We start from the raw sequence: 16,114 nt of genomic DNA, 5'->3' as shown, positions 1-16,114 counted from the left end.
ACGACCGTTAAGCCCTTCAGCGCCGATGGTACTTGGACCGCAGGGTCCTGGGAGAGTAGGACGTTGCCAAGCACGATGAACCGACCATATTCGATATGGTCGGTTTTTTGTAGTTTATCCAGTGTTGTGTATAAAGCTGTGCATGGTGTGCATGAACGAATTAAGGTTATTTACATGTTGATAAATCTTTTTTCGTACCGCACACATATATTGTTATTCAGAACATCCCCCTATTGTTGTGGATAAGCGAACGGGCAACGTATAAATAGGCGCGATCCGCCCAAGATAGTAAGGATACGCAGTGGTGGCAATCCGCTTGACCTTTTGACAAATTTGCGTATAATAAAGTTAAAGTCAAAGAAAGTCAAAGTCAATTTGACTAAAAACTTTGACGATTTAGATTTCTTTGGCCATATAAGTCGCCGAGTAGATGTATGGGCAACTTAGGGAGGTTGGCGAAATGCGCAACATTTCCGATCTCATCGAGCAGTACCTCAAGCATATGCTTAAAGAAAGCCCTGGTGGTGCTGTAGAGCTTCAACGTAATGATTTGGCCGACCGCTTCTCATGTGTGCCGTCGCAAATCAATTACGTCATCAGTACAAGGTTCACGCTGGAGAAAGGCTATTTTGTGGAAAGTAAACGTGGCGGAGGCGGTTATATCCGCATTCAACGCGTAGAGCTTCCCACGCTGTCGGCCCTTCAAGAGCATCTTGCCCAAACCATCGGCGAGCAAGTGGATCAGGACACGGCAGAAGGCATTGTATATCAGCTGGAGGAAGGGAAAGTCATATCCAGGCGGGAAGCCAATTTACTTCGCGCCGCGATATCTCGTGATTCCATCGCTGTAAAGCTGCCGCTGCGGGACGAAATACGGGCTAGGCTATTGAGGGCGATGTTGATCACACTGCTCGTTAAGTAAGCTGCGCAAGCCTTGTATGAGGAGGGATAGTGCGGAATGCTTTGTCAGGAATGTGACAAGAAGCCGGCTACGCTTCATTTTACGAAGATTGTGAATGGCGAGAAGACAGAGTTTCATATTTGTGAAACATGCGCTCGAGAACGGGGAGAAGGAATTCCAGGTACAGCAAACGGATTTTCTATCCACAGCTTGTTATCCGGTTTGCTCGATTTTGAGCCTGCCGGGAGCATGAACACACTTGGCGCCAAGCCGCAGCAGCAGCTGCGCTGTGAGAACTGCGGACTAACCTATACACAATTTAGTAAAATGGGCCGATTCGGCTGCAGCAATTGTTATATCCAATTTGGCGGCAAACTGGACCCTATTTTTAAACGGGTGCATGGCAATACAACTCACGTAGGAAAAATTCCAAAGCGAACAGGTGTTCAGATCCAGGTGAAGCGTGAAATTGAACAGCTCAGAAGGGATTTGCACATGCGTATCGAACAGGAAGAGTTCGAGGACGCGGCCCAAATCCGGGATCGGATTCGGGAACTGGAGCGCAATATAGCCGATGTCTAGGCACGGTTAGGAAGGTGATTCTGAAGGATGTCGAAGCGTTATGTAGATGAAGCGCTGAGCGACTGGATGAAGGGAAATGGCCCAGATACGGATGTTGTCATAAGCAGCCGGATCCGAATTGCCCGCAATTTATCGAGTCAACCGTTTCCGATGCTTGCTACAACAGAGCAGGCAAACGAAGTGATGGAACAGCTGACAACTGTAGCTGAAACGGGCCAGTTGAACGAGTTTGGCAAGTTCGAAACCATCAGGCTTTCTCAGTTAAACGAGCTTGAGCGCAGAGTACTTGTCGAGAAACATCTCATTAGCCCGAATTTAGCCAACGAGTCACGCTGCGGCGCAGTACTGCTAAGCGAGAATGAATCCGTTAGCATTATGGTAAATGAAGAGGATCATTTGCGCATTCAATGTCTGTATCCCGGCTTTCAGGTAAAGGAAGCATGGGGGCTGGCGAATCGCATTGACGATATTTTTGAGGAAGTAACGAATTATGCATATGACGAGCGAAGGGGATATTTAACAAGCTGTCCGACTAACGTTGGAACAGGTATTCGCTCATCGGTTATGATGCATCTTCCGGGTCTGGTGCTCACGCAGCAAATTAACCGCATTTTGTCGGCCGTCACGCAGGTGGGGCTGGCAGTTCGGGGCATTTACGGCGAGGGCAGCGAGGCGCTCGGAAACTTGTTTCAAATTTCGAATCAAATTACGCTTGGTCAATCCGAAGGGGAAATCATCGAGAACTTGCACAGCGTGGCTCGGCAAATTATAGAGCACGAACGAGCGGCTCGCCAGCGTCTGCTGGAAGAATCGCGCGTCCGTCTGGAGGATCGCGTATATCGCTCCTATGGCATTTTGTCGCATGCGATGATCATGGATACCAAGGAGGCTTCCCAAAGGCTGTCCGATGTTCGTTTAGGCATCGATTTGGGTTTGATTCGAAATGTCTCATCGCAGGTAATGAATGAAATGATGGTATTAACGCAGCCGGGATTCCTCCAACAGGTGTTTCATGAAAAAATGACGCCTGAACAGCGGGATATCCGGCGAGCGGAACTTATACGAAGTCATTTACAAAGTGAATCCGATCATGGGGGTGTATGAACATGATGTTTGGAAGATTTACCGAACGGGCACAGAAAGTGCTCGCACTGGCGCAGGAAGAAGCGGTTCGTCTCGGACATAACAATATCGGCACGGAGCATATTTTGCTCGGGCTGAACCGAGAAGGGGAAGGAATCGCAGCGAAAGCACTGATCGGTCTTGGCCTCAGTCTTGAGAAAATTCAAGATGAAGTAGAGACGCTGATCGGACGCGGTCAAGAACAACCTACCAATATTGCGTACACACCACGTGCCAAGAAGGTGATCGAGCTTTCGATGGATGAAGCGCGTAAGCTTGGTCATACGTACGTGGGCACAGAGCATATTTTGCTCGGGCTGATCCGTGAAGGGGAAGGCGTCGCGGCCCGCGTGCTGAACAATCTTGGCATCAGTTTAAATAAAGCACGTCAGCAAGTTCTGCAGCTTCTGGGCAGCAGTGAAGCCGTTTCAAGCAATCACGGTGCACCGACAAATGTAAGCACGCCAACATTGGATGGCCTAGCACGTGACTTGACGGCTTATGCCAAAGACGGCAATTTAGATCCGGTTATCGGCCGGAGCAAAGAGATCGAACGCGTTATTCAAGTGCTGAGCCGCAGAACGAAGAATAATCCTGTTCTGATCGGGGAGCCGGGTGTTGGTAAGACGGCCATCGCGGAAGGATTAGCTCAGAAAATTATCGCGGGCGAAATTCCGGAGACCCTTCGTGACAAACGCGTCATGACGCTCGATATGGGATCCGTTGTTGCGGGTACGAAGTATCGCGGTGAGTTCGAGGATCGTTTGAAGAAAATCATGGACGAAATTCGTCAAGCCGGCAACATCGTCCTGTTCATTGATGAGCTGCATACGTTGATCGGTGCAGGGGGAGCAGAAGGTGCGATTGATGCATCGAATATTCTTAAGCCTGCTCTTGCCCGCGGCGAGCTGCAGTGCATCGGTGCAACAACGCTTGATGAATATCGCAAATATATCGAGAAAGATGCTGCTTTGGAGCGCCGTTTCCAACCGATTACGGTGGATCAGCCATCGCCAGAGGAAGCCATTCAAATCCTTCACGGTTTGCGTGATCGTTACGAAGCGCATCACCGCGTGAAAATTACAGATGAAGCTATCGAGCAAGCGGTAAAGCTGTCCGATCGTTACATCACGGACCGTTTCCTTCCGGATAAGGCGATTGACCTTATCGATGAAGCGAGCTCCAAAGTACGATTGAAATCGTACACGGTACCGCCTAACCTTAAACAATTGGAGAATCGTCTGGAAGATATCCGTAAAGAGAAGGACTCCGCGGTTCAAAGCCAAGAGTTTGAGAAAGCTGCAGCACTTCGTGACACCGAGCAGAAGATTCGTGAAGAGCTCGATGTGACTAAGAACCAGTGGAAAGAAAAGCAAGGGCGGACGGATTCTGAAGTAACGCCTGACGATATTGCTCAAATCGTCGCAAGCTGGACCGGTATTCCGGTTACCAAACTTGCCGAGGAAGAAACGCAGCGCCTGCTCAAAATGGAAGATATTCTCCATGACCGTGTTATTGGACAAAGCGAAGCGGTTAAAGCCGTATCTCGTGCCATCCGCAGAGCGCGTGCAGGTCTGAAAGATCCGAAGCGTCCAATGGGCTCCTTCATTTTCCTTGGTCCTACAGGGGTCGGGAAAACCGAATTGGCACGTGCGCTTGCAGAAGCGATGTTCGGCGATGAGAATGCGGTCATCCGCATCGACATGTCGGAATACATGGAGAAACACTCCACTTCCAGATTGGTCGGCGCTCCTCCGGGATATGTCGGCTATGAAGAAGGCGGTCAATTGACCGAGAAGGTTCGCCGCAAGCCATATTCGGTCGTGTTGCTTGATGAAATCGAGAAAGCACATCCGGAAGTGTTCAATATTTTGCTTCAAGTGCTGGAAGATGGCCGTCTAACGGACTCCAAAGGCCGCGTGGTCGATTTCCGTAACACACTTATTATCATGACGTCGAACGTAGGCGCTGATCAAATCAAACGCAATTCCTCCCTCGGCTTTACAGCCGCACAGGATGCGGGGCGCGACTTTACCATCATGAAAGATAAAGTGTTAGCAGAGCTGAAGAAGAGCTTCCGCCCTGAGTTCCTGAACCGGATCGATGAAACCATCGTGTTCCACTCGCTGGAGAAGGAGCATATTGCCCAAATCGTAACGCTGATGTCCGAAGAGCTTCGGAAACGTCTGCGTGAGCAGGAAGTAGACTTCGTGCTGACGGATACCGCGAAGGAATTCCTTGCGAAGGAAGGCTTCGATCCGCAGTATGGCGCGCGTCCGCTGCGCAGAGCGATCCAGAAGCACATTGAGGATCGTCTGTCAGAGGATCTGCTGATGGGCAAAATCGCCAAAGGTCATCATTTGATCATTGACGAGAAGGATGGAGAGTTGACGGTTACGCACCGTGACAGCAACTACGTTCCTGCCGCGGAAGAGCCTGCAACAAAATAGATAAAATAAAACCCTTTACTCTACTGCCGAAGGCGGAGGAGTAGAGGGTTTTTTTGTGAAACAATGAAATCAGCTGCGGATAAGAATTGTTATCGGCGGGCTTTAAATGGTAAACTTTGAATGATACGTCTTTTGCATAAGGAGCTGCACATGGCAAAACTTAAAGTTAAGTTCGCATGCACCGAATGCGGAACAGAGTCACCCAAGTGGTTGGGGAAATGCCCGGGCTGCGGGCAGTGGAATACAATGGTGGAAGAGAAGGAAACGGTTGTCAAGACGCAAGGAATGGGCTCGCCGCTCATTCAGACGAAAGAAAAGCCGCGTCCCATCATACATATAGAAAGTGGTCAGGAAAAACGGATCGAGACAACCAATCAGGAACTCAATCGTGTGCTGGGCGGCGGCGTTGTGCCGGGCTCGCTAATCCTGGTCGGCGGTGATCCGGGTATCGGCAAATCGACATTGCTGCTGCAAACTTCCCATGCCCTGGCATCGAAGAAGCTGACTGTGCTCTATATTTCAGGAGAGGAATCTGTTCGTCAGACACGATTGCGAGCCGACCGACTTGGCGCGCTGTCCGATACGCTCTATGTGCTGTGCGAAACGAACATGGAGCAGATCAATGATGCGATTGAATCGGTTCAGCCGGATTTTCTCGTCATCGATTCCATTCAGACGGTTTATGATCCAAGAATCGAATCTGCGCCAGGCAGTGTTTCACAGGTACGGGAATGTACGGCTCACTTCATGCGGGTTGCGAAGATTAAAGGGATTGCGACCGTATTGGTCGGTCACGTTACGAAGGAAGGCGCTATTGCAGGTCCGCGGATGCTTGAGCATATGGTGGACTGCGTGCTCTACTTTGAGGGCGAACGTCATCATTCATACCGGTTGCTGAGGGCCGTTAAGAACCGGTTCGGCTCTACCAATGAAATCGGTATTTTTGAAATGGTCGAGGAAGGGCTGCGGGAGGTCAACAATCCGTCCGAGCTATTCTTATCGGAACGTCCGCTTGGCGTATCAGGTTCTACCGTCGTGGCGAGTATGGAGGGCACAAGACCTGTGCTTGTCGAGCTTCAGGCGCTTGTTGCATCAACGAACTTCCCCTCGCCGCGCAGGATGGCCACGGGGATCGACCATAACAGGATGACCTTGATTGTTGCGGTGCTGGAGAAACGAATGGGGATGTTCTTGCAAACGCAGGATGTTTACCTCAATGTGGCTGGCGGTATCCGGCTCGATGAGCCGGCAGTCGATTTGGCTGCTGCGGTTAGTATTGCATCCAGCTTCCGCGATGCGCCGACTAGACCGTTCGATGTCTTCTTCGGAGAAATTGGATTAACTGGAGAGGTGCGGGGCGTATCCCGCGCTGAACAGCGTGTAAAAGAAGCACAGAAGCTGGGATTTAAGCGGGTCATTATGCCTCAGAAGAGTTTGAAGGGCTGGACCCCGCCTGCCGGCATAGAAATCATCGGTGTTGAGACGGTTGCAGATGCGCTGTCCAAGGCATTCGGATAGAGGGGGGAGAAATCGATGAAAGAGTCAAACCACACAGAAGTAGTGAATCAGCTGCTCCAGATGGTCGCACCGGGCATGGCGTTCCGGGAAGGCCTCGATAACGTGCTGCGAGCTAAGACCGGGGCGCTCATCGTCGTCGGCTACAGTCCGGAAGTGATGGAAGTCGTAGACGGCGGCTTCTCCATCAATTGCGATTTTTCCCCGAACTATTTATACGAGCTGGCCAAAATGGATGGCGCCATTATACTAAGCGAAGATCGCAAACGTATTCTATATGCCAATACACAGCTTATTCCTAACAGCTCCATCTCTTCCAGTGAGACAGGGATTCGACATCGTACCGCGGAACGGGTGGCGAAACAAACCGGCAAGCTGGTTGTATCCATCTCCCAGCGGCGGAATGTCATCACGCTTTATCAAGGTCAGTTTAGGTATTCACTTAAGGAAATGGGCGTTATCCTAACGAAGGCCAACCAGGCGATTCAGACGCTTGAAAAATACAAAGTGGTACTGAACCAGTCCTTTACAAACCTTTCCGCACTGGAGTTTGAAGAAATGGTAACCCTGCAAGAGGTTGCCCATGTTATCAAGCGAGTAGAAATGGTCATCCGGGTCAAAATGGAAATCAAACGGTATGTGAATGAGCTCGGTACGGAAGGCCGCCTCATCAGCATGCAAATGGAAGAACTTGTCGGCGGCGTAGAAGAGGAAGCATGGTTCTTGCTTAAGGATTATGTGAAGGACCCCAATGAAGACCGTATCCGTGAAATTCGTTCAAGCATCCGCAAGTTGAATTCCGAAGAGCTGCTAGAGCTAGGTCAAATTATTAAATTGCTTGGCTATAGTGGATTAAGCGCAGCTTCGGAGGAAATGGTTGCTCCACGCGGTTACCGGCTGCTGAGCCGCATTCCAAGACTGCCGCAAGTGATCATGAATAATCTTGTGGAACGATTTGGATATCTGCCTCATATCTTGATGGCGACAATTGAGGAATTGGACTCGGTAGATGGCATTGGCGAGGTCAGAGCGCGTGCGATTAAGGAAGGCTTGAAGCGGATCCAAGAGCAGATGTTCATTGACAGACAAATTTAAATCCCATACAATGAGGGAATGCAGACGGACGCTGGTTACAACTGTCAATTAGCCGTATTGCACCCCTTAACCTTCTGGTGGAAGTTATTTTCTCAGTTTGCCTGCAATACTGCAAATTGCGGTTTTAGGGCATAGTAAAGATGAGGTGGAGCAAATGATTACGAAGTCAATACCGAGTCTTTTTACAGTGGCGAACTTATTTCTAGGTATTGTCGCCATTATTCTCATTTTCCCTGAGAATGCGAAGCCTGAGGTAGCTGCGATGATGGTTATTATCGCGATGCTGATGGATGGTGTAGACGGCCGAGTCGCCCGCGCACTTAACGCTCAAAGCGAATTTGGTAAAGAGTTAGATTCACTGTCGGATGTAATTTCTTTTGGAGTTGCACCTGCTTTTATTATGTATAGTGTTGCTTTCCAAGAACTCACTCCGGCTCCGGCTTGGATTATTACAGCTTTGTTCCCGATTTGCGGAGCACTAAGACTCGCAAGATTCAACGTTATCTCCGGTATGCCGGGCTATTTCATCGGCTTGCCGATTCCAGCCGCTGGCGGCGTACTTGCTACATTGGCTTTGTTCCACAAAGATATTGCCGTATCCGTCTTGATGGCAAGCACACTTGTCTTGTCCTTCCTAATGGTAAGCACCGTTCGTTACCCGAACTTTAAGAAGCTCGGCATTCCAAAGAACGCGATTTGGGTCGTACCGATTATTGTCGCGATCTCCGTAGTGCTCGGCATCTTGTTCCCACATCATCTATCGAAGATCCTATTCGTTCCGCTAGTTCTCTACGCGCTGTATGGCCTAAAAAAAAACGTTGATCGCCGTCTCCCAAGCAGGAAACGCAAGCGTTTAATGGAAAGCCAGCGCCAAGAGGAAGCTGTTCACAGCGAACATAGCGCATAAGCTGCTAATAAGAAAGACCGCCTTGTCTGTCCCCTTAGGGGATGTACAAGGCGGTCTTTCTTGCGTTTACTGCTAATTAAGCTAATGGCTGGGTAAAGACTAAGTAAGATTAAATAAGCCGAGCGTACTGCATTTATCGGATTCGTGTTCAATGACGTCTTCGAGTTGAATGTCGAGCAGATTGGCCATTGCGGACATATAGAACAAGTTACGACCGAGCTCGTTCTGAATAGCCTCTTTGCAATGTTCGCAGAGCTCGCCTGAAATGTGATGATGAAGCTTTGTTTTGGCTTGCTCAAGGTTAAAGTCATCCGCAAACTGCTGCTTCCGGGCATTTAACTCGATACATCCACATTCCGTAACGGATTTGGCAACTGCCCGATTAACGGAAGCGCCGGACTGGCCGTACTTCGACATAACGTCTAGCAGACTGCGATGCCGCAGCAGCAGTTCAGACACCTGCTGCTGAAATTGCTCCAGTGTTGGTGCGTTCATCGATTCCACCTCATTTCAGGAATGGATTGCTTTCTTTTATTATAAGCCTCCCTGCGTCGCATTTCAAAATGGATTTCACCTTTTTGTCCCCTTTTAGCGTCAGGTTAATAAATTCTAATGCTTTCGCCCTAGCAGGCGATTAACGTAACCATAATTGGAACATAATTGTAATGGAGGTGGATTTATATGATGAAACGAATGATTCAACTGATTGGTCTTTTGTTCGGCGGATTTCTGGGCGCTCAAATGAACAGCTCCCTAAACGGCAGTGTGAGCTGGGCGGAATCGTCAACCGGTCTTATGCAGCATTCAGGAAGCTATTACATCAACGTCGGCATTGGCGCGTTATGCGGCCTTGCAGCAGCAACGGTATTGGCAGGCTCCATCCTGAAATGGATGCGGCAAGGAGCGGAGCGGGCATCAGCAATCCCAACAGGAGAACTGGTAGCCGGCGGCAGCGGATTAATTGGCGGGCTTGCACTGTCTGCGTTATTGTATCCGGTTTTATCTGGTTTATCGGGAGCAGGCCTATTCATTCCTCTACTACTGACGTTGTTCTTAGGGTATGCAGGACTGCGGATCGGGTTAAACAAACGTGAGGAATTTGCTGAAAGTCTGAGAGGACTGTTCGAGCGTCGCAGCAATGCTTCTCGGGTGGAAGAGGAAAGCAGCTATGAGGAGCATAAGATTCTGGATACAAGTGTCATTATCGATGGCCGAATTGCCGATATATGCAAAACCGGATTTATCGAAGGCACACTGGTTATTCCGGAGTTTGTGCTTGAAGAGCTGCAGCATATCGCCGATTCGTCGGATTTGCTCAAACGTAACAGAGGGCGCAGAGGGCTCGATATTTTGAACAAGATTCAAAAAGAGCTCGATGTGAAGGTGCTGATCTACGAAGGGGAAGCCGAAGAGGGCGAAGTGGACAGCAAGCTCGTGAAGCTTGCGAAAGTGCTGCATGGTAAAGTCGTCACCAATGATTTCAATTTGAACAAAGTGTGTGAGCTGCAAGGTGTATCGGTGTTAAATATTAATGACCTTGCCAATGCAGTGAAGCCGGTCGTACTCCCAGGCGAAGAGATTGTCGTTCAAGTTATCAAGGATGGCAAAGAGCATGGCCAAGGGGTCGCGTATTTGGACGATGGTACGATGATTGTAGTAGAAGGCGGCAGAGACTACATCGGAACGACGATGGAGGTACTCGTGACAAGCGTGCTGCAAACGTCCGCGGGCAGAATGATTTTTGCGAAGCCTAAATTGTTGGAAAAAGCGCTGTAACGCGGTATGATAGTGGGGGCTGCAGCATGAAGCGGCCAAACTACGAAGTATACACGCGGGGCGGTTGAAGGCATGGAAACAGCAGGTGCAAAATGGGGCGTCGTCGTTGTGGCGGCGGGCCGCGGAACCAGAATGGGCACGGCGGAGAGCAAACAATATTTGCTTTTGCGGGACAAGCCTATTCTGGTTCATACCCTTGAACGATTTCAAGCCATGGATGATATAGCGGAAGTGGCACTTATCGTCGGTCAGCAGGATGTGGACCGGTGCCGGGAATTCGTGACGGAGTTTGGCCTTCATAAAGTGAAGCAGGTGGCAGCAGGGGGAAGCGAGCGTCAGCATTCGGTTCATCTTGGACTTGCGGTTTTAAGCCAATCGCTCGATTGGGTGATGGTCCATGACGGTGTCCGTCCGTTTGTTACGGAACAGGCTGTCCGGTCATGTATGCATAAAGCTCTTCAGACGGAAGCAGCTGTGCTTGCCGTACCTGTTAAAGATACAATTAAGCAAGTGAATGAAACCGGCGCCATTACGGCGACTCCGGATCGGCGAAGCTTGTGGGCGATTCAAACGCCGCAGGCTTTTCGTCGTTCCTTGCTCCAGCAGGCGCTTGATCAAGCGGCCGCGGATCAGTTCCTCGGGACGGATGACGCGATGGCCGTTGAACGATTAGGTGTAACGGTATCTGTTGCCGAAGGCGATTATACGAATATAAAGATTACAACACCGGAGGATTTGCCATACGCAGAGTTTCTGTTGGCAACCCGAGAGCGGGAGAGGGGATCGGAATCATGATTCGAGTAGGACAAGGGTTTGATGTGCATCAATTGGTGGAGGGACGGCCTTGTATTATTGGGGGCGTTACAATTCCGTACGAGCGCGGACTTCTGGGGCATTCCGATGCCGATGTACTGCTGCATGCGATCAGTGATGCGGTATTGGGGGCGCTGGGCCTTGGCGACATCGGGAAGCATTTCCCGGATACGGACCCGGCTTTTAAGGATGCAGATAGTCTGAAGCTGCTCCAACATATTTGGGGATTGGTGAAAGAGCGCGGGTATAAGCTTGGCAATATCGATTCGACGATCATTGCACAACGGCCGAAAATGCTGCCGTACATTCCGCAGATGGTCGACATTATTGCAGGAGCACTTGAGGCGGAAGATCTCTCGCAGGTGAATGTAAAAGCAACAACGACCGAGCAGCTTGGATTTGCCGGACGCGGCGAAGGGATTGCCGCGCAATCGGTTGTCTGCCTTGTAAAAGTTGTGCTATGATTCTGCAATACAATAGTTTGCCCGGGAGGAGTTAAACAACATGTCAGAACAAATCAGGGTACGGTATGCACCGTCACCTACAGGTCATTTACATATCGGCAACGCCAGAACGGCCTTATTCAACTATCTGTTTGCGCGTAATTTAGGCGGCAAATTCATTATACGGATCGAAGATACCGACGTGAAACGCAATGTGGCGGGCGGCGAAGAGAATCAGCTCACGTATTTGAAGTGGCTTGGTATCGATTGGGATGAAAGTATCGACATCGGCGGGGGCTATGGCCCTTACCGTCAAACCGAACGGCTTGATCTATATCGCGAGTATTGGCAAGAGCTGCTCGACAAGGGGCTCGCTTACAAGTGCTATTGCACGGAGGAAGAGCTGGAGCAGGAGCGGGAAGAGCAGACAGCACGCGGTGAAATGCCTCGTTATTCCGGTAAGCACCGCAGCTTGACGGATGAGCAGCGTACTGCTTTTGAAGCGGAAGGCCGCATTCCAAGCATTCGTTTCCGTGTACCGGAGAACCGGACCTATACGTTTAACGATCTTGTGAAAGGTCAAATCAGCTTCGAGTCCGATGGCATCGGCGACTACGTAATCGTGAAGAAGGACGGTATTCCAACGTACAACTTCGCTGTTGCGCTGGATGATCATCTGATGGCCATCAGCCATGTACTGCGTGGAGAAGATCACATTTCCAACACACCGCGCCAACTGATGATTTATGAAGCGTTTGGCTGGGAGCCGCCGGTATTCGGACATATGACGCTGATCGTCAATGAGAATCGTAAGAAGCTGAGCAAGCGCGACGAGTCCATTATCCAGTTTATCGAGCAATACGATAAGCTTGGTTACTTGCCGGAAGCGATGTTTAACTTCATTACATTGCTTGGCTGGTCACCGGAAGGCGAGCAGGAAATGTTCACCCGTGATGAGCTGGTAACGGTCTTTACAGCGAATCGCTTGAGCAAAAGCCCTGCCGTGTTCGATACGAACAAGTTGAGCTGGATGAACAATGAGTACATGAAGAAATCAGACCTACCGCGCATCGTGGAGCTGTGTATTCCGCATCTTCAAGGAGCGGGTCGTCTGCCTGAGGCGCTTAGCGAAAGCGAGCATGATTGGGCACGCGATTTAGTTGCTCTTTATCAAGATAAATTGCGTTTTGCAGCGGATATTGTGCCGCTTACTGAGCTCTTCTTCTTGCCTGAAGCGGCGGATGAGGATGAAGCTAAGACAGTTCTGGCGGAGGAACAAGTACCGGCTGTCTTGCAAGCTTTCTTGGAGCAGGTTAAAGCGATGGAAGCCTTCCATGTAGAAGGAATCAAAGCAGCGATCAAAGCGGTACAGCAAGCAACGGGCTTTAAGGGCAAACAGCTATTCATGCCGATTCGTGCTGCCCTCACGGGTCAGACTCATGGGCCGGACTTGAATCAGACCATTGCCTTGCTGGGTCAAGCAAAGGTTGAACAGCGTTTGCAGGGTCGACTTGGCTAAATAGTGTCATGTGACCTATTGAAATCCTCCATTGCCTACGCGTGATGGGCGTTTGACTACTTGCCAGTTGGGGAGTCCTCAGCTATACTTGAGTTAATTTAGGAACGATAAGGCTTGGAACAGGATTGTTTATTTCAGTACAGGAATACCAGAGAGGGCGACCTTCAAACGGAGCCGCAGATACAGTTCGTATGGCGGTGTTCGAATGACTGGGTGTGAGTCGCTTATTCTTGGGAATAAACGTTGCGCCTGGGAGCCGCATCTCCGAGCTGCCGATATCGGCAGGGTGGGTGATGACGATTGGTCCTCGTTACGGACTATATAAGACGGGCGATATCAAGAAGTATGATCGTTCCGATGCAGAGTGGGACCGCGTGAACACGCCTCTGCAGCCCTTGGGCTGCGGGGGCTTTTTTGTATTATTGTCGATACCGGAGAGGGGGAATTTCGATGTTTCGAAGCTTGGCGTCTGATATTGAGACCATACTAGAGAATGATCCTGCTGCCCGCAATAAGCTGGAAGTCGTGTTCACTTATTCAGGTCTTCATGCGATATGGTCGCACCGAATCGCACATGCGCTCTTCAAACGCAAGTGGTATACACTTGCCCGCGTCATCTCGCAGACCAGCCGTTTTTTTACAGGCATTGAAATCCATCCGGGTGCGACAATCGGGGAAAAGCTGTTTATTGATCACGGCATGGGTGTTGTTATTGGGGAAACCTGTGAAATCGGCGATAATGTGGTCATTTATCAAGGGGTTACGCTCGGAGGGACCGGGAAGGAAAGAGGGAAACGTCATCCGACCATTGGCAACAATGTGGTAATCGCATCAGGGGCAAAGGTTCTAGGCTCCTTCAAGGTTGGAGACAATGTGAATATAGGCGCAAATTCCGTTGTGCTGCGGGAAGTTCCGTCGAACAGCACGGTGGTCGGGATCCCCGGCAGAGTAATTAAGCGCAATGGCACGCGGGTAGGGGACCGCCTTGATCATACCCAGCTCCCGGACCCTGTCATTGAGATGCTGCGGGCGATGCAGAAGGAAGTGTCTGATTTAAGAGTAGAACTGGAGAAAGAAAGACGCAAAGAGCCAGTTGCTGGAGGAGAAACGAGATAATGACCCTGCGTATATATAATACACTGACACGTGAGAAGGAAATTTTTAAATCGCTTGAGCCCGGCAAAGTCAACATGTACGTGTGCGGACCGACGGTTTATGATTACATCCATATCGGGAATGCTCGTCCGGCGATCTTCTTCGATGTTGTGCGCCGTTACCTGGAGTCGGTTGCATATGAAGTGAATTACGTTGTGAACTTTACAGATGTGGACGATAAGCTGATTCGCAAAGCCGAGCAGCTGAGCACAACGGTTCCTGAAGTAGCAGAGCGATTTATTCAAGCGTTTAATGAGAATATCGAAGGACTCGGCATTCACAAAGCCACACTTAATCCGCGTGTTACAGATCATATGGATGAGATCATTGCTTTCATCGAGTCGCTCGTTGATGGCGGCCATGCATATGAGAACGGCGGAGATGTATTTTTCCGTACGAGCACCTTCCCTGATTACGGCAAGCTGTCACATCAGAATTTGGATGAGCTGCAGCTGGGAATTCGGATCGGCGTGGATGAGCGCAAAGAAAGCGGTCAAGACTTTGTACTATGGAAAGCTGCGAAGCCTGGAGAAATTAAATGGGATAGCCCATGGGGAGCGGGACGCCCGGGCTGGCATATTGAGTGCTCCGCGATGGCGCGCAAATATCTAGGCGATACGCTGGATATTCATGGCGGCGGCCATGACCTGCAGTTCCCGCATCATGAATGTGAAATTGCACAGTCGGAGTCCGTGACAGGCAAGCCGCTCGCGAACTATTGGATGCACAATGGCTATATCAACATCAACAATGAGAAAATGTCCAAGTCGCTCGGTAACGGGATCACCGTGCAGGAGATGCTTACTCGCATTAAACCAGCCGTAATCCGCTACTTTATGTTGTCGGCACATTATAGAAGCCCGCTTAACTTCAGCGATGAGACGATTGCGCAAGCGGAGAACAGCGTAGAGCGGATCTTGAACTCCGTTTCGAATGTGAAGCACCGCCTTACTGTTGCGGTGAGCGAGCCTGACGGAGCGGCGTTCGATCAGCTCAAAGAACGAATCGGTGAAATTCGCGAGCAATTTAGCGCGAAGATGGACGATGACTTCAACACGCCGGATGCGATTACCGCGATGTTCGAGCTGGTAAGCGAAGCGAATCTGCTCCTGCAGCGCCCGGTTGTGTCGGCAGAGGAGCTTGAGCTGCTGCTCGCAGCATTCCAAGATTTTGACCGTGTACTCGGACTGTTGGAAGCAGAGGAACAACTGCTCGATGCCGACATTGATGCGCTTATCGTGCAGCGCACAGAAGCTCGGACCAATAAGGATTGGAAGCGGGCCGATGAAATTCGTGACCAGCTGTCTGCGCTCGGGATTGTGCTTGAGGATACTCCGCAAGGTATCCGGTGGCGGCGGAAATGATGGACAACGGAAGTATGGATATCGGAGGAAGCGGCGGGATCGGTTTGGGTATAGAAGAGGGGTTGTGGTTTCACGCTCCGAACAAACCGGTCCATTTAATGAATCCCATCGTGCTCGCTTATATTGGCGATGCGGTGTTCGAGATGATGGTACGGCAATATCTCATTTCGCAGCCCAATCATAAGCTGCACCATCTTCACCGTCAGGCGACGCAGTTCGTCTCGGCTAAAGCGCAGCGCATGTTGTTGGAGAAATGGCAGCCTATTCTGACTGAAGAGGAAGCGGATGTTGTAAGGCGAGGACGGAATGCCAAGTCAGGCACGTCGCCGAAGAATGCAGATCCGGCCGACTACCAACAGGCGACGGCGCTGGAATGTTTAATGGGGTATTTGTATTATGGCAAGAAAGCGAGCCGGCTGCGTGAGCTGATGGCAATCGCTTTTGACGAATAGAAGAGACATATTTAAGGAGG

16 protein-coding genes are annotated in these 16,114 nt (G+C 50.3%); 15 read left to right on the top strand and 1 reads right to left on the bottom strand.

Features of this window, described 5'->3' with window-relative positions:
* Positions 1-460 precede the first annotated feature (460 nt).
* From AC506A_RS30675 to pssA, 7 genes are all read left to right on the top strand, one after another.
* Entirely contained in the window at positions 461-922 is a 462-nt protein-coding gene (locus AC506A_RS30675) for a CtsR family transcriptional regulator (protein ID WP_210663965.1), read from the top strand.
* A gap of 36 nt (positions 923-958) precedes the next feature.
* On the top strand, positions 959-1,483 hold the full coding sequence (gene mcsA / locus AC506A_RS30670; protein ID WP_495464762.1) for a protein-arginine kinase activator protein McsA: 525 nt from the start codon (positions 959-961) through the stop codon (positions 1,481-1,483).
* Between the two features lie 27 nt (positions 1,484-1,510).
* Entirely contained in the window at positions 1,511-2,587 is a 1,077-nt protein-coding gene (gene mcsB, locus AC506A_RS30665) for a protein-arginine kinase McsB (protein ID WP_495464761.1), read from the top strand.
* Between the two features lie 2 nt (positions 2,588-2,589).
* A complete protein-coding gene (locus AC506A_RS30660; RefSeq protein ID WP_495464760.1) occupies positions 2,590-5,055 on the top strand; it encodes an ATP-dependent Clp protease ATP-binding subunit in 2,466 nt (821 codons plus the stop codon).
* 150 nt (positions 5,056-5,205) lie between these two features.
* Complete coding sequence (radA, locus tag AC506A_RS30655; protein ID WP_495464759.1) at positions 5,206-6,573, top strand: DNA repair protein RadA; 1,368 nt, start codon at positions 5,206-5,208, stop codon at positions 6,571-6,573.
* 15 nt (positions 6,574-6,588) lie between these two features.
* The gene (disA, locus tag AC506A_RS30650; RefSeq protein ID WP_495464758.1) at positions 6,589-7,665 is read left to right on the top strand and encodes a DNA integrity scanning diadenylate cyclase DisA; all 1,077 of its coding nucleotides are present in this window, start codon (positions 6,589-6,591) and stop codon (positions 7,663-7,665) included.
* Positions 7,666-7,819: 154 nt separating this feature from the next.
* Positions 7,820-8,572, top strand: a complete 753-nt coding sequence (pssA, locus tag AC506A_RS30645; RefSeq protein WP_495464757.1) for a CDP-diacylglycerol--serine O-phosphatidyltransferase — start codon at positions 7,820-7,822, stop codon at positions 8,570-8,572.
* A 99-nt stretch (positions 8,573-8,671) separates the two neighbouring features.
* Here pssA and AC506A_RS30640 read toward each other — a convergent pair whose 3' ends face one another.
* On the bottom strand, positions 8,672-9,067 hold the full coding sequence (locus AC506A_RS30640) for a nucleoside triphosphate pyrophosphohydrolase family protein (RefSeq protein WP_090986375.1): 396 nt from the start codon (positions 9,065-9,067) through the stop codon (positions 8,672-8,674).
* Positions 9,068-9,253: 186 nt separating this feature from the next.
* Between AC506A_RS30640 and AC506A_RS30635 the strand changes: the two genes are divergently transcribed.
* From AC506A_RS30635 to AC506A_RS30600, 8 genes are all read left to right on the top strand, one after another.
* A complete protein-coding gene (locus tag AC506A_RS30635) occupies positions 9,254-10,348 on the top strand; it encodes a PIN/TRAM domain-containing protein (protein ID WP_495464756.1) in 1,095 nt (364 codons plus the stop codon).
* Positions 10,349-10,420: 72 nt separating this feature from the next.
* The gene (ispD, locus tag AC506A_RS30630; RefSeq protein WP_495464755.1) at positions 10,421-11,143 is read left to right on the top strand and encodes a 2-C-methyl-D-erythritol 4-phosphate cytidylyltransferase; all 723 of its coding nucleotides are present in this window, start codon (positions 10,421-10,423) and stop codon (positions 11,141-11,143) included.
* Positions 11,140-11,625, top strand: coding sequence for a 2-C-methyl-D-erythritol 2,4-cyclodiphosphate synthase (gene ispF, locus AC506A_RS30625; RefSeq protein WP_495464754.1), 486 nt, complete (start codon positions 11,140-11,142; stop codon positions 11,623-11,625). Before ispD ends, ispF begins: the two co-directional genes overlap by 4 nt.
* A 40-nt stretch (positions 11,626-11,665) precedes the next feature.
* Positions 11,666-13,123 (top strand): glutamate--tRNA ligase, encoded by a 1,458-nt coding sequence (gene gltX / locus AC506A_RS30620; protein WP_495464753.1) that lies wholly within the window; start codon positions 11,666-11,668, stop codon positions 13,121-13,123.
* Between the two features lie 230 nt (positions 13,124-13,353).
* Positions 13,354-13,596 (top strand): hypothetical protein, encoded by a 243-nt coding sequence (locus tag AC506A_RS30615; RefSeq protein ID WP_495464752.1) that lies wholly within the window; start codon positions 13,354-13,356, stop codon positions 13,594-13,596.
* Positions 13,574-14,239, top strand: a complete 666-nt coding sequence (epsC, locus tag AC506A_RS30610) for a serine O-acetyltransferase EpsC (RefSeq protein WP_495464751.1) — start codon at positions 13,574-13,576, stop codon at positions 14,237-14,239. Before AC506A_RS30615 ends, epsC begins: the two co-directional genes overlap by 23 nt.
* The gene (cysS, locus tag AC506A_RS30605; protein WP_495464750.1) at positions 14,239-15,642 is read left to right on the top strand and encodes a cysteine--tRNA ligase; all 1,404 of its coding nucleotides are present in this window, start codon (positions 14,239-14,241) and stop codon (positions 15,640-15,642) included. Before epsC ends, cysS begins: the two co-directional genes overlap by 1 nt.
* Positions 15,642-16,094: a Mini-ribonuclease 3 gene (locus AC506A_RS30600; RefSeq protein ID WP_495464766.1), complete on the top strand. Its 453-nt coding sequence runs from the start codon at positions 15,642-15,644 to the stop codon at positions 16,092-16,094. The genes cysS and AC506A_RS30600 overlap by 1 nt, the downstream gene beginning before the upstream one ends.
* Positions 16,095-16,114 lie beyond the last annotated feature (20 nt).

The organism is Paenibacillus sp. N22P23 (genome assembly GCF_059383735.1).
Note: the sequence above shows the minus strand (reverse complement) of the source record. Positions and strands in the feature narration are given on the sequence as shown.